This is a genomic window from Azospirillum brasilense (genome assembly GCF_022023855.1).
Classification (GTDB): Bacteria; Pseudomonadota; Alphaproteobacteria; order Azospirillales; family Azospirillaceae; genus Azospirillum; species Azospirillum brasilense_F.
The window spans coordinates 2,623,897-2,637,188 of record NZ_CP059449.1 but is presented as its reverse complement, the minus strand read 5'-3'; the positions used below and the strand labels follow the sequence as shown (position 1 = coordinate 2,637,188).

Genomic DNA, 13,292 nt, shown 5'->3' with positions numbered 1-13,292 from the left:
CGGCGGTCGTCACGCATGGGAACCGGCCGGCGCTCAGAGACGAGCGCAGGCGTAGGCGTTGATTTCGGTGCCAACGGCGATTTCGACGATCTGGGGCTTGCGCCAGGTCTTCATGGATGGGTCCTCCGCGCTTGGATTGGTTTTGGGGTGTGTTCCGCCCGCCGCGGGCGGTCCCCACTAGCGAACGTTAGAACGCTACGGGTGTGGGACAAGATGGTCTATGCGACTTTGGAAGCAGGTGCGCTGCACAACCGGATAGGGGTGCTCCACCGTCCGGGCGTCCTTCCGCGAGCCTTTGCGCCCCAGCGGCCTTGCATCCCCCCGCACGCAGGGCTATCAAGCCCGCGCGCTTCTTTTTCGCCTGGAAAGATCATCCACCTGGAAAGATCATCCAGTGGACGCGCGCAACGCGGAGGAAGGACAAACATGAGCGCCATTACCGAAATCCACGCCCGCGAGATCCTCGACAGCCGTGGGAACCCGACCGTCGAGGTGGACGTCCTGCTCGAATCCGGCGCCTTCGGCCGCGCCGCCGTTCCGTCGGGCGCCTCGACCGGCGCGCACGAGGCGGTGGAGCTGCGCGACGGCGACAAGTCCCGCTACGGCGGCAAGGGCGTGCTGAAGGCCGTGGAGTCGGTCAACGGCGAGATCTTCGACGCCATCGCCGGCCTCGACGGCTCCAACCAGCGCGCCCTCGACCTCGCCATGATCGAGCTGGACGGCACCCCCAACAAGGGCCGGCTCGGCGCCAACGCCATCCTCGGCGTCTCGCTCGCCGTCGCCAAGGCCTCGGCGGAAGAGGCCGCCCTGCCGCTGTTCCGCTACGTCGGCGGCGCCTTCGCCAACCTGCTGCCGGTGCCGATGATGAACATCATCAACGGCGGCGCCCACGCCGACAACCCGATCGACATCCAGGAGTTCATGGTCATGCCGGTCGGCGCCGAGAACGGCGCCGAGGCCATCCGCATGGGCTCGGAGATCTTCCAGGCGCTCAAGAAGAAGCTCAAGGACGCCGGCCACAACACCAACGTCGGTGACGAGGGCGGCTTCGCCCCCAACCTCGCCTCGACCGAGGACGCGCTGGGCTTCGTGATGAAGGCCATCGAGGCCGCCGGCTACAAGCCGGGCGACGACGTCATGCTCGCCATCGACGCCGCCTCGACCGAGTTCTTCAAGAACGGCAAGTACGAGCTGGCCGGCGAGGGCAAGTCGCTGGCGCCGGAGCAGATGGTCTCCTACTGGGCCGATCTGGTCGGGCGCTACCCGATCATCTCGATCGAGGACGGCATGGCCGAGGACGACTGGGAGGGCTGGAAGGCTCTGACCGACGCCATCGGCGGCAAGGTGCAGCTGGTCGGCGACGACCTGTTCGTGACCAATCCGGCGCGTCTGGCGGACGGCATCCGCAAGGGCGTGGGCAACTCGATCCTGGTCAAGGTCAACCAGATCGGCACGCTGTCGGAGACGCTGGAAGCCGTGGACATGGCGCACAAGGCCGGCTACACGGCCGTTCTGTCGCACCGCTCGGGCGAGACCGAGGACAGCACCATCGCCGATCTGGCGGTCGCCACCAACTGTGGCCAGATCAAGACCGGCTCGCTGTCGCGCTCCGACCGTCTGGCCAAGTACAACCAGCTCATCCGCATCGAGGAGATGCTTGGCACCGCCGCCCGCTTCGCCGGCCGCGGCATCCTCAAGGCGTAAGACGCTTTCAGGAGTCTCCTTTGAGAAAGGCCCCTTTCCGGACTGCCGGGAAGGGGCTTTTTTCTGTGTTCTCTTCCGGGTGCGTGCCCGGTGCGCGGGTGATTTCCAAATCACCACCGTGCAAGGCGTACCCGCTTCTGGTAAACAGCCGCCATAGTTTCGCCCGCTTGGAACGGCACCCTCTCAACGACGGCTTTCCCCGCCCGGACAGGACCCTCGACGCATGACCAAGACCACTTCTTTCGCCGCCCTGCTGCTTGGCGGCCTGCTGTGCAGCGGTTCCGTCCTCGCGCAGACGGCTTCGCTGCAGGACCGTCTGGACCGGCTGGAGTCGGGGGTGGAGGCGCTGGGCGGGCGCGTCGAGGTGGCGCAGGCCTATCCGGGCAACTCCTACACGCGGGGGCAGACCGCCGAGATCCAGCCGTCTCTGGCCGCCGATTTCGAAGTGCGGCTGCAGAAGCTGGAGCGCGCCCTGTCGGAGCTGACCGGGCGCTATGAAGAGGCGACCTATCAGATATCGCAGATGAAGGACCGGCTGGAGCGGGTCAACAGCGACATCGATTTCCGCCTGAAGGAGCTGGAGAGCAAGGGCGGCGGGGCGGCCAGCGACCCGTTCGGCAGCCCGGCCAAGCCCAGCGCGGCGACTCCGGCCGCAGCCTCCAGCGCCGCCAAGGCGCCTGAGAAGACGGCTGACAAGCCGGCGGAGAAGCAGACCGCCGCCCTGGCGCCGCTGCCCGCCAATTCGACCCCGGAAAAGCAGTACGAGCACGCTTTCGAGCTGCTGCGCCAGTCCGACTACGACAAGGCGGAGAAGGCGTTCAGCGATTTCCTGGCGAAGAACAAGGGCCATCAACTCGCCGGCAACGCCCAGTATTGGCTGGGTGAGACCTATTACGTCCGCAACAAGTTCCAGGACGCCGCGGTGGCCTTCGCCGAGGGTGTGCAGAAATATCCGAAGAACAACAAGGCGGCTGACAATCTGCTGAAGCTCGGCATGTCGCTGCAGCAGCTCAACCAGAAGAAGGACGCCTGCACGGCCTTCAACCAGTTGATCACCAAGTTCCCGGAGGCATCTGCCAGCGTTAAGCGCCGCGCCGACACCGAGCGCCGCCGTCTGAACTGCGCCTGACGGGTGCGGTGAGCGCGTCCGACCCGGCGGGGCCGATTTCCGCGGGTGAGTTCGCCGCCCGCATGGACCGGCTGGGCGGCTTCGAGACGCGGCCGCGCGTGGCCGTGGGCGTGTCCGGCGGGGCGGACAGCCTCGGGTTGGTTCTGCTCGCTCAGCGTTGGGCGGCGGAGCGGGGCGGGGATGTCCTCGCGCTGATCGTCGATCATGGCCTGCGCACGGAATCCGCGGCGGAGGCCGTTTGGGTGGGCGGCTGGCTCCAGGCCCGCGGCGTTTCCCACGCCATTCTGCGCTGGGACGGCGAGAAGCCGGCGACCGGCATCCAGGAGGCGGCCCGCGCCGCGCGCCACCGCCTGCTGGCCGAACACTGCCGCAGGGAGGGCATCCTTCATCTGGCGCTCGCCCACCACCGCGACGACCAAGCCGAGACGGTGCTGCTGCGCTTCGCCCGCGGCTCCGGCATTGACGGACTGGCCGGCATGGCGCCGGTGCGCGCGGCAGGAGCGGTCCGGGTGATCCGGCCGCTGCTGGACCTGTCTCACGAGCGGCTGGTGGCGACCTGCCGCGCTTTCGGCCAGGAGTGGTTCGAGGACCCGTCGAACCGCAACCCGCGGTTCGCCCGTGCCCGCCTGCGCGCGGCGGGAGAGGCGCTGGCCGCCGAGGGGCTGGACCCGCCGCGTCTGGCCGACCTCGCCCGCCGTGCCGCCCGCGCGCGCAACGCGCTGGAGGTTGGAACCGCCGCCCTGCTGGCCGAAGCCGCCGCGGTTTATCCGGAGGGCTGGCTGCGACTGGACCCGAAGCCTTTGCTGGACGCGCCGGAGGAGCTTGGCCTGCGCGCGTTGGTCCGCTGCATCGCCGTGACGGGGGGCGCAGCCTACCCGCCGAAGGATGAGGCGGCGGAGCGCCTGTTCACCGACATCGCGGCGGGACACTTCCGTGGGCGCACGCTTGGCGGCTGCAGCATTGTGCCGCGGCGGGAGCATTTGGTGATCGCGCGGGAACCGGTCGGGGTCACCGAACGGCTGGGCCTTGCTCCGGGCGGAGAGGTCTGGTGGGATCGCCGATTCGCCGTTCGGTTGGCGGCGGGGGCGGGCGGGGCGGTCACCGTGGCAAAATTGGGGCGGGAGGGGTGGCAAATGGTGCGGTCCGCAAGCCCGGATTCGGGCCGCATCGGCCTGCCCGAACCGGTCCGCGAGACCCTGCCGGCGCTTTGGGACGGAAACGGGCTGGCGGCGGTGCCGCATCTGGGCTTTTCGCGGCCCGGATTCCCCCTTTCGGCGGTCGCCCAGCACGCGCCCGGGGTGGCGTTGGCCGGCCCAGCTTTTCCGGTTGTTTCGGACCGTGTCGGCATTATTTAATCTGGGAACGTGCCCGTAAGCCCGGGAGGGGTGGCTCCGCATCAGCCTACCTTTCCGCGCAGGGTTCGCAGAAAGGCTTTCGACGTGAACAATTTCGGCAAGAATCTCGCGCTCTGGATCATCATCGGGCTGCTGCTGGTGGCCCTGTTCAACCTGTTCCAGAGCTCTTCCACGCGCAGCCCGCAGACGACGGTTCCGTTCAGCGAGCTTCTCGCCGAAGTGGACCGCGGCCAAGTGGCCGACGTCACCATCAAAGGAAACCAGGTCTCCGGCCACTTCACCGACGGCCGGTCCTTCAGCACCTACGTCCCGCCCGAAGCCGGGCTGGTCGAGCGGCTGACGCAGAAGAACGTGCGCATCAGCGCCGTTCCGGACGACAGCAACGTGCCGTCGCTGTTCTCCGTCCTGCTGTCCTGGTTCCCGATGCTGCTGCTGATCGGCGTCTGGATCTTCTTCATGCGTCAGATGCAGTCGGGCGGCGGCAAGGCCATGGGCTTTGGCAAGTCCCGCGCGCGCCTGCTGACGGAGAAGGTCGGCCGGGTCACCTTCGACGATGTCGCCGGCATCGACGAGGCCAAGCAGGAGCTGGCCGAAATCGTCGAGTTCCTGAAGGACCCGCAGAAGTTCCAGCGTCTGGGCGGCAAGATTCCGAAGGGCGTGCTGCTCGTCGGCCCGCCGGGCACCGGTAAGACCCTGACCGCGCGCGCCGTGGCGGGTGAAGCCAACGTGCCCTTCTTCACCATCTCCGGCTCCGACTTCGTCGAGATGTTCGTGGGTGTCGGCGCCAGCCGCGTCCGCGACATGTTCGAGCAGGGCAAGAAGAATGCCCCTTGCATCATCTTCATCGACGAAATCGACGCCGTGGGTCGTCATCGTGGCGCCGGCCTGGGTGGCGGCAACGACGAGCGCGAACAGACCCTGAACCAGCTGCTGGTCGAGATGGACGGCTTCGAGGCGAACGAGGGCGTCATCCTCATCGCCGCGACGAACCGTCCCGACGTGCTCGACCCCGCGCTGCTGCGTCCGGGCCGCTTCGACCGTCAGGTCGTCGTTCCGAACCCCGACGTGCTGGGCCGCGAGAAGATCCTCAAGGTCCACATGCGCAAGGTGCCGCTGTCCCCGGACGTCGATGCCAAGGTCATCGCGCGCGGCACCCCGGGCTTCTCGGGCGCCGACCTCGCCAATCTCGTCAACGAGGCCGCGCTGCTCGCTGCCCGCATCGGCAAGCGCGTCGTCGGCATGGCCGAGTTCGAGGCCGCCAAGGACAAGGTCATGATGGGTGCGGAACGCCGCTCCATGGTCATGACCGAGGACGAGAAGAAGCTGACCGCCTATCACGAGGCCGGTCACGCCATCGTCGCCATCCACCAGCCGGACAGCGATCCGGTGCACAAGGCCACCATCATCCCGCGCGGTCGCGCCCTGGGCATGGTGATGCGCCTGCCGGAAGGCGACCGCATCTCGCTGTCCCAGGCCAAGCTGCACGCCGACCTGCGCGTCGCCATGGGCGGCCGCATCGCGGAAGAGCTGATCTTCGGCAAGGACCGCGTGACCACCGGTGCGTCGGGCGACATCAAGATGGCGACCGACATGTCGCGCCGCATGGTCACCGAATGGGGCATGAGCGACAAGCTGGGCCCGCTGCTCTACGGCGAGCCGACGCAGGAGGTCTTCCTCGGCCACTCCGTCACCCAGCACAAGAACATGTCCGACGCCACGGCCCGCACGGTGGATGAGGAAATCCGCCGGATCGTCGACGAGGCGTACGGCGAGGCTCGCCGCATCCTGACGGAGAACATCGACCAGCTCCACACCATCGCCAAGGGCCTGCTGGAATATGAGACCCTGAGCGGTGAGGACATCGCCCGCCTGCTGCGCGGCGAGCCGCTGATCCGCAACGACGAGCGGGAAGGCTTCTCCCCGGCCCCGCCGAAGCAGCCAACCCCGACCTCGGGCCGCCGCCCCTCGGTGCCGACTACCAAGGAAAGCGGCGGGATGGACCCGGAGCCCCAGGGCACCTGATGCCCGGCACCTGATCCGCACCGCAGCTTTAGTCAGCGAAACCGGCGCTCCGCAAGGGGCGCCGGTTTTTCTTTGCCGACCATTTTCTTGAGGCCCTCCGGCTGTACGCGTCTCCCGTACGTCTTGGCGGAACCGAGGGACGGGACCATCGTACTGAACAGGGTTGTCTCAACCGAAAGCGCCGCCGATGCTGTTCCTGCCCATCTACGACGACAACCCGACGCGGCGGACGCCGGTCGTCACCATGGCGCTGATCGCGCTGTGCGTGATGGTGTTCCTGTGGCAGCTTTCGCTGGGCGCGCGGGGCGGAGACCTCGCGGTCTATTCCTTCGGCCTCGTTCCGGCGGTGCTGTTCGGCCACGCCGAACTGCCGGAGCCGTTGCGGGTCGTTCCGCCCTGGATGTCCGTCATCACCTCCATGTTCATGCATGGCGGCTTCCTGCACATCGCCGGCAACATGCTGTACCTCTGGATCTTCGGCAACAACGTCGAGGACAGCATGGGGCGGGGCCGCTTCGTGGTCTTCTACCTGCTGTGCGGAACGGCGGCGGCACTGGCCCAGAGCTTCGCCGCCCCAATGTCCGAAGTCCCGATGGTGGGGGCGAGCGGGGCCATCGGCGGGGTGCTCGGCGCTTATCTGGTGCTGCACCCGCGGGCCAATGTCGGCGTTTTCTTCTGGTTCATCATCATCGTGCGCGTCATCAGCGTCCCGGCGGTGCTGGTGTTGGGCTTCTGGTTCGTCGGGCAGATCCTGAGCGGGGTCACCACCCCGACCTCCGACGACAGCGGCGGGGTGGCCTTCTGGGCGCATGTCGGCGGGTTCGTCATGGGGGCCGCACTGATCCCCTTCTTCAAGCGGCCCGAGGTGCGGCTGCTGGAGCCCCAGCACAGCCGCCCCTTCGCGGTCGTTCCGCCTGGCACCCGGCTGCGTCGCGGCAGCGTGCCGGAAGCGGGCGACCGCCGCCGTCCCTTTCGATGAATGATAGGAATGATCTATCGGTTTTGTTGGATCATTCGATTGGACCTGTCGCCGCCCGACCCGCATGCTGAGGCTGAACAAAAACGGCGATGTTCGGGAGATCGGCGATGACCAAGACCTTCAGCTTTGCCTGCATCCACTTCACGGTGGCCTTTACGGTCGGCTATCTGATGACCGGCAGCATCGCGATGGGCGGCGCGCTGGCTCTGGTGGAACCGCTGTGCAACACGGTGGCCTATCACCTGCACGAGAAGGCCTGGGCAGCCCATGAACGCCGCAAGGCACAGGCGGCCGAGGCGGAGCCGGCGGAGGGGACCGCTGTTCCGGCCTGAAAAGATCGGAGGTTATCCCCTCTCCACTCCGGGGAGAGGGTTAGCTTGAGGGGGTTCGCTTGACCATCCGTCCGGCAAAAGCGCAACCCCCTCACCGGCCCTCTGGGCCACCCTCTCCCCAGAGGGGAGAGGGCTAAAAGAAGCGGCCAACAAGCAGATTGGGAAATGGAAACCAGTTTAGCGCGACCGCAGGTAGGCCAGCACCGTTTCCGGAGCGGACTCGCCATAGGGGTCGCCGCCCTCGTCGGCGTCGTTGATGCCCGGCTCCTCGAACAGCTTCTCGATCACCCCGTCGGTCACCACCATGGCGTAGCGCCAGCTCCGCATGCCGAAGCCGACATGATCCTTGTTGATCAGCATGCCCATGCGGCGGGTGAAATGGCCCGCGCCGTCGGGGATCAGCTTGACGTTCTTCACGCCGAGATGCTTGCCCCACTGGAACATCACGAAGGCGTCGTTGACGCTGAGGCAATAGACCTCGTCGACGCCCAGGTCGCGGAACTCCGGATAGAGCGCGTCATAGGTCGGCACCTGCTGGTTGGAGCAGGTCGGGGTGAAGGCGCCGGGCAGGGAAAAGACGACGACGCGCTTGCCGGTGAACAGTTCGTCGCTGTTGACGTCCTGCCAGCGGAACGGGTTGGGGCCGCCGACGCTTTCGTCGCGCACGCGGGTCTTGAACACGACCGAGGGGACTTTGCGTCCTTCCATGATGGTCTCCGGATCGAAGTGAAGCGGTTGGTGTGGGATGGCCTGAAGCTTAGCCGTTCAACGGATTGACGAAAACCGGCCGGAACAGCCTGCGCGGTCTTGTCTCAGCATCAGGGCAGGAGCGCCTCTGCGAAGGGGCGGAAGACCCCCTCCGTCACCAACCGTTTCACCGCCGCGATGTCCGGGGCCATCGCGCGATCCTCCGTCCACACCGCCACGCGGGCGCGCAGCAGCCCCCGCGCGCGCTCCAGCGCGGGGGAGGAGGCCAGCGGCGCCCGCAGATCAATCCCCTGGGCCGCGGCCAGCAGTTCCACCGCGACGATCCCCGCCAGATTGTCGGCCATGTCCGTCAGGCGGCGGGCGGCGTGGGTCGCCATGCTGACATGGTCCTCCTGGTTGGCGGAGGTGGGCAGGCTGTCCACGCTGGCCGGGTGGGCCATCTGCTTGTTCTCGCTGGCCAGCGCCGCTGCGGTGACCTGGGCGATCATGAAGCCGCTGTTCAGCCCGCCGTCGGCCACCAGGAAGGGCGGCAGGCCCGACAGATGGGTGTCCATCAGCAGCGCGATCCGCCGCTCTGACAGCGCCCCCGTCTCGGCGATGGACAGGGCCAGCACGTCGGCGGCCATCGCCACCGGCTCGGCGTGGAAGTTGCCGCCCGACAGGATGTCGCCGCTGTCCGGGAAGACCAGCGGGTTGTCGGAGACGGCGTTGGCCTCGCGCTCCAGCACGCCCGCGGCGAAGCGCAGATGGTCGAGCACCGCGCCCATCACCTGCGGCTGGCAGCGCAGGCTGTAGGGGTCCTGAACCGTCTCGTGCCCTTCGCGGTGGGAGTCGCGGATGCCGCTGCCCTGGAGGAGGGAGCGGTAGGCGGCGGCCACGTCGCGCTGGCCCGGCTGTCCGCGCAGGTCATGGATGCGTGCGTCGAACGGGCCGTCGCTGCCGAGAGCCGCATCGACGCTGAGCGCGCCGGCGACCAAGGCGGCGGCGAAGCCGTCCTCTGCCGCGACCAAGCCGGCCAGACCCAGCGCGGTGGACACCTGCGTGCCGTTCAGCAGGGCCAACCCCTCCTTGGCCTCCAGGGACAGCGGCGCCAGCCCGGCGCGGGCCAGCGCCTCGGCGGCGGGCAGCCGCTCGCCGTCCACGTCCGCCTCGCCCTCGCCGATCAGGACGCCGGTCAGGTGGGCCAGCGGCGCCAGATCGCCGGACGCCCCCACCGACCCCTTGGCCGGTACCACCGGCAGGATGCCGCGGTTGTAGAGCGCCAGCAGCGCCTCGATCACCGCCATGCGCACGCCGGAATGGCCGCGCGCCAGCGCGTTGACCTTCAGCGCCAGGATCAGCCGCACCACGCCCGGCGGCAGGTCCGGCCCGGTGCCGGCGCTGTGCGACAGGACCAGCCGCCGCTGCAACTCACGCACCTGATCCGGTGGAATGCGCTTCTTCGCCAGCAGGCCGAAGCCGGTGTTCACGCCATAGACCGCGCGCTCCCCGCCCGCCGCCTCCGCCACCGTGCGGGCCGAGGCGTCGATGGCGGCGCGGCAACCGGGCGCCAGGGCCAACACGGGCGGGTCGCGCAGGATGCGCCGCAGGTCGGGCAGGGCGAGATGGCCGGGGGCGAAGGTCAGCGTGTCGGTCATGCGGCGTTCCTTGAAACGGGGCAAACAGGGCAGTCCTTCACATGAGGCGCCGTTGTCGTTTGCGCAAAGGGGGTGGTTTTCAGTGGCATTCCTGTGATGTCCCTCAATCTTCAGATTTCATTTACCAAAAACGCGCCAACTGGCCTCGCCTGCATCCAGTGGGCACTGCCGCAAACGGTGACAATTGGAGGGCTGTAAATGCCTCGCTTGTTTTCTCGCGGGTCTGAAAAGACCAATAAAGATATGGCTCACGGGGGACGTTACTTCACCCGGGTACTCGTTGGTGCATTTGTCTTCAGCGCTACCATCAATCTCCTGATGTTGGCGATGCCACTTTATTCCCTTCAGGTCTTTAGCCGGGCCATTCCGTCCGGCAACATCGATACGCTGGTCATGCTGACGGTCATCGTCGTCCTGGCCCTGACGTTGAGCGCCGCCATGGAAACGGTGCGGGCACGCATCCTGGCCCGCGCGGGCAACGCGCTGGAGGTCACCTGGCGCCGCCGGCTGACCGCTGACGTGCTGGACGCTTCGGGCCGCGGCCGTCCGGACACCGCCCCGGTCAGCGACCTCATGGAGGTCAAGGGCGCGATGAGCCGTCCGTCGCTGCCGGCCCTGATGGACCTGCCCTGGGTGCCGCTGTATGTCATCGGCATCTACCTGATCCACCCGCTGCTCGCCGTGATCCTGGTCGCCGCGATGGTCATCATGACGGCGCTCGGCTATCTGAGCAACTGGGCGGTCCGCCACTTCGCCGAAGACAGCAAGGCCCCGGCCAGCCGCTCGCAGCGCCTGTTCGACTCCCTGCTGTCGCGGTCGGAGACGGTGCGCGGCCTGCGCATGGGGCCGAGCGCGCTGGACGCCGTGGCCCGCGATGCCATGACCACCTCCGCCCTGCAGGGCCGCTCGACCGAGCGCGCCGCCGCCATCGGTGCCTTCACCAAGTGGGTCCGCATGGTCATCCAGATCGCGGTGACCGGCGTCGGCGCCCTGCTGGTGATCGAGCAGCACCTGTCCTTCGGCGGCATGATCGCCACCTCCATGCTGGTCGGCCGCGCCCTCGCCCCGGTCGAGCAGACCGCCGGCGCCTGGGGCCAGATCCAGAAGTCCTACCAGGCCTTCCGCCGCCTGTTCCCGCTGCTGAAGCGCCTGTCGCTGGAGCCGGAGCGCCCGATGATCCCGGTGGAACGCGAGCGCCTGACCGTCGAGAACCTGCTGTTCGTCTCCCCCCGCGACCAGAAGCCGATCCTGCGCAGCGTCACGCTGGCGGTCGAGCCGGGCCAAACGGTGTGCATCGCCGGTCCCAACCGCTCCGGCAAGTCGGTCCTGGCCCGTCTGCTGGCCGGTGTGGCAATGCCGTCGGCGGGCACCGTGCGGCTGGGCGGTCTGGCCGTCGCCTCGCTGAACCCGGAAACCCCGGAGCAGGGCATCGGCTACATGGCGCAGGGCGCCGATCTGCTGCCCGGCACCATCGCCGAGAACATCGCCCGCTTCACCGAGACGACGCGGGAGAAGGTCGAGGACGCCGCCAAGCGCGCCGGCATCCATTCCTGGGTCGAGAGCCTGCCCGGCGGCTATGAGACCGAGGTGACCGACCCGCTGTTTCCGATCACCGGCGCCTCGGCCCGCCTGATCGCCCTGGCCCGCGCCGGCTACGGCCGCCCGTCGCTGATGGTTCTCGACGAGCCGTCGGCTGGCATGGACGAGATCGGCCACAAGGCGGTGCGCGAGTTCATCGTCGAGGCCAAGAACAGCGGCGTCACCACCATCGTGCTGACCCATTCCCCGGCTTTCGTCGACATCTCCGACAAGACCTTCGTACTGAAGAACGGCATGGCGGTGGAACTGCCGCAACGTCAGCAGGAGCAGCAGGGTCCGAACTGGAGCCGCCTGCGCAACATCGGCCCGGCGCCGGTGCAGAGCGCCGCCGGCTGACGCCGGAACCTCCAGACCAGCACCCAGCCCTTCCGGCGATCAAGGACCGATTGTTATGACCGACACCACCATGAACACCTACAAGACGAAGACCATGACGTCGATCGGCGCGCTGCGCGCGCTGGTTCCCGACACCCGGGTCAGCGGGCTTCTAGCCGGCGGCTTCATGGTGCTGGCGGTGGGCTTCGGCGGGATGACCGCCTGGGCCGCGCTCGCCCCGCTTCACAGCGCCGTCATGGCCTCAGGCGCTCTGGCCCCGGAGACCGGCCGCAAGATCGTGAAGCACACCGAGACCGCCCAGATCGAGGAGATCCTCGTCAAGGAAGGCGATACGGTGAAGGCCGGTCAGGTCCTGATGCGGCTGGACAGCACGGAAGCGGCGACCCGGCTCCAGGTGCTCAGCACCTCCTGGCTGGAAACCCAGGCGCTGGAAGCGCGGCTGACCGCCGAGCTGTTCGAGCAGCCGGCCATCGAGTGGCCGGAGGAGCTGCTGCGTCGCCGCGGCACCGACCGCACGGTCGAGAAGCTGATGGGCAACCAGGAAACCCTGTTCCAGGTCCGCCGCAACCAGCTCGACACCGAGGCCAAGCTGACCAAGGAGCGCGTCGCCACGCTGCGCGAGGAGGGCAAGAGCCTTCAGGAGCAGCGCAGGTTCCTGGCCCGCGAGATCCAGCTCATCGAGGACGATCTGCGCATCACCCAGGGCCTGCTGTCCCGCGGCAACGCCACCCGCACCAAGCTGGTCGAGCAGCAGAAGGAAGAGGCTCAGCTCAAGGGCCGCGACCGGGAGCTGGAGGCCCGCATCGCCCAGGCCAACCAGGCCGCCGTGGACGCCGAGGGCGACCTTCTGCGCCGCCGCAACGACTTCCGCGAAAAGGTGCTGGTCGATCTGGAGAAGTCCCGCGGCGACGTCATCCGCCTTGCCGAGCAGATCCGAGACGCCGCCAACCGGCTGGAAACCCGAGCGATCAAGGCTCCGGACGCCGGCACCGTCGTGATGCACAGCCATTGGGCCGCCGGCGGCACGATCACCGCGAACGAGCCGATCCTGGACATCATCCCGGATGGCCGCGCCCTGCTGGCCGAGGTGAAGGTCCAGCCGAAGGACATCAAGTCGCTGACCGTCGATCTGCCGGTGAAGGTGCAGTTGACCGCCTATGACAGCCGCGTCGTCGGCTCGCTGGATGGCACGGTGACCTACGTCTCGGCCGACCGCGTGATGGACCCGATCACCCGGCAGGAGTCCTACATCGCGCGGATCAAGCTGAAGGACAGCGACTCCCATCAGGTCCACAACCTGACGATCAAGCCGGGCATGCCGGTGGAGGCGCGCATCCTGCTGTCCGCCCGCACCCCGCTCGACTATCTGGTGCAGCCCCCTGTCGCACTCCTACGTGAAAGCGTTCATTCAGGAGTAAGGGGCCAAGAGTAAGGAGCCGCAAGCTCCGCGATGGTTCTGAAAAGGAAAGGGCGGCTTCCCATGGGGGAGGC

Annotated in this window: 11 protein-coding genes; 8 read left to right on the top strand and 3 right to left on the bottom strand. The window is 67.9% G+C overall.

All coding sequences use genetic code 11. The features are described 5' to 3' along the window. Positions 1-33: 33 nt before the first annotated feature. Positions 34-114, bottom strand: a complete 81-nt coding sequence (pqqA, locus tag H1Q64_RS12535) for a pyrroloquinoline quinone precursor peptide PqqA (protein WP_014240199.1) — start codon at positions 112-114, stop codon at positions 34-36. A gap of 312 nt (positions 115-426) precedes the next feature. On the opposite strand from pqqA, the gene eno reads away from it, so the two are divergent. The 6 genes from eno (at position 427) to H1Q64_RS12505 (ending at position 7,521) form a co-directional block, all read left to right on the top strand. Further along, positions 427-1,704: a phosphopyruvate hydratase gene (gene eno / locus H1Q64_RS12530; protein ID WP_149649377.1), complete on the top strand. Its 1,278-nt coding sequence runs from the start codon at positions 427-429 to the stop codon at positions 1,702-1,704. A gap of 223 nt (positions 1,705-1,927) precedes the next feature. Further along, complete coding sequence (ybgF, locus tag H1Q64_RS12525; RefSeq protein WP_237903756.1) at positions 1,928-2,833, top strand: tol-pal system protein YbgF; 906 nt, start codon at positions 1,928-1,930, stop codon at positions 2,831-2,833. Positions 2,834-2,841: 8 nt separating this feature from the next. Beyond that, on the top strand, positions 2,842-4,188 hold the full coding sequence (gene tilS, locus H1Q64_RS12520) for a tRNA lysidine(34) synthetase TilS (RefSeq protein WP_237903755.1): 1,347 nt from the start codon (positions 2,842-2,844) through the stop codon (positions 4,186-4,188). 84 nt (positions 4,189-4,272) lie between these two features. After that, complete coding sequence (gene ftsH / locus H1Q64_RS12515; RefSeq protein ID WP_014240204.1) at positions 4,273-6,210, top strand: ATP-dependent zinc metalloprotease FtsH; 1,938 nt, start codon at positions 4,273-4,275, stop codon at positions 6,208-6,210. A gap of 187 nt (positions 6,211-6,397) precedes the next feature. Further along, on the top strand, positions 6,398-7,189 hold the full coding sequence (locus H1Q64_RS12510; RefSeq protein ID WP_237903754.1) for a rhomboid family intramembrane serine protease: 792 nt from the start codon (positions 6,398-6,400) through the stop codon (positions 7,187-7,189). A gap of 107 nt (positions 7,190-7,296) precedes the next feature. Continuing rightward, a complete protein-coding gene (locus tag H1Q64_RS12505; RefSeq protein ID WP_237903753.1) occupies positions 7,297-7,521 on the top strand; it encodes a DUF2061 domain-containing protein in 225 nt (74 codons plus the stop codon). 177 nt (positions 7,522-7,698) lie between these two features. On the opposite strand, the gene H1Q64_RS12500 is transcribed toward H1Q64_RS12505, so the two are convergent. Both H1Q64_RS12500 and hutH read right to left on the bottom strand, forming a co-directional pair. Continuing rightward, positions 7,699-8,229: a peroxiredoxin gene (locus tag H1Q64_RS12500; protein WP_237903752.1), complete on the bottom strand. Its 531-nt coding sequence runs from the start codon at positions 8,227-8,229 to the stop codon at positions 7,699-7,701. Between the two features lie 110 nt (positions 8,230-8,339). After that, entirely contained in the window at positions 8,340-9,866 is a 1,527-nt protein-coding gene (gene hutH / locus H1Q64_RS12495; protein WP_237903751.1) for a histidine ammonia-lyase, read from the bottom strand. 198 nt (positions 9,867-10,064) lie between these two features. Between hutH and H1Q64_RS12490 the strand changes: the two genes are divergently transcribed. Then, positions 10,065-11,801 carry a type I secretion system permease/ATPase gene (locus tag H1Q64_RS12490; RefSeq protein WP_330874498.1) on the top strand — a complete coding sequence of 579 codons (1,737 nt, stop codon included), beginning with the start codon at positions 10,065-10,067 and terminating at the stop codon, positions 11,799-11,801. Between the two features lie 55 nt (positions 11,802-11,856). After that, entirely contained in the window at positions 11,857-13,233 is a 1,377-nt protein-coding gene (locus tag H1Q64_RS12485; RefSeq protein ID WP_237903749.1) for an HlyD family type I secretion periplasmic adaptor subunit, read from the top strand. Positions 13,234-13,292 lie beyond the last annotated feature (59 nt).

Coding starts and splice junctions, on each gene's coding strand:
- pqqA (WP_014240199.1), bottom strand. CDS start 114: ATGAAGACCTGGCGCAAGCCCCAGATCGTCGAAATCGCCGTTGGCACC.
- eno (WP_149649377.1), top strand. CDS start 427: ATGAGCGCCATTACCGAAATCCACGCCCGCGAGATCCTCGACAGCCGT.
- ybgF (WP_237903756.1), top strand. CDS start 1,928: ATGACCAAGACCACTTCTTTCGCCGCCCTGCTGCTTGGCGGCCTGCTG.
- H1Q64_RS12510 (WP_237903754.1), top strand. CDS start 6,398: ATGCTGTTCCTGCCCATCTACGACGACAACCCGACGCGGCGGACGCCG.
- H1Q64_RS12505 (WP_237903753.1), top strand. CDS start 7,297: ATGACCAAGACCTTCAGCTTTGCCTGCATCCACTTCACGGTGGCCTTT.
- H1Q64_RS12500 (WP_237903752.1), bottom strand. CDS start 8,229: ATGGAAGGACGCAAAGTCCCCTCGGTCGTGTTCAAGACCCGCGTGCGC.
- hutH (WP_237903751.1), bottom strand. CDS start 9,866: ATGACCGACACGCTGACCTTCGCCCCCGGCCATCTCGCCCTGCCCGAC.
- H1Q64_RS12490 (WP_330874498.1), top strand. CDS start 10,065: ATGCCTCGCTTGTTTTCTCGCGGGTCTGAAAAGACCAATAAAGATATG.
- H1Q64_RS12485 (WP_237903749.1), top strand. CDS start 11,857: ATGACCGACACCACCATGAACACCTACAAGACGAAGACCATGACGTCG.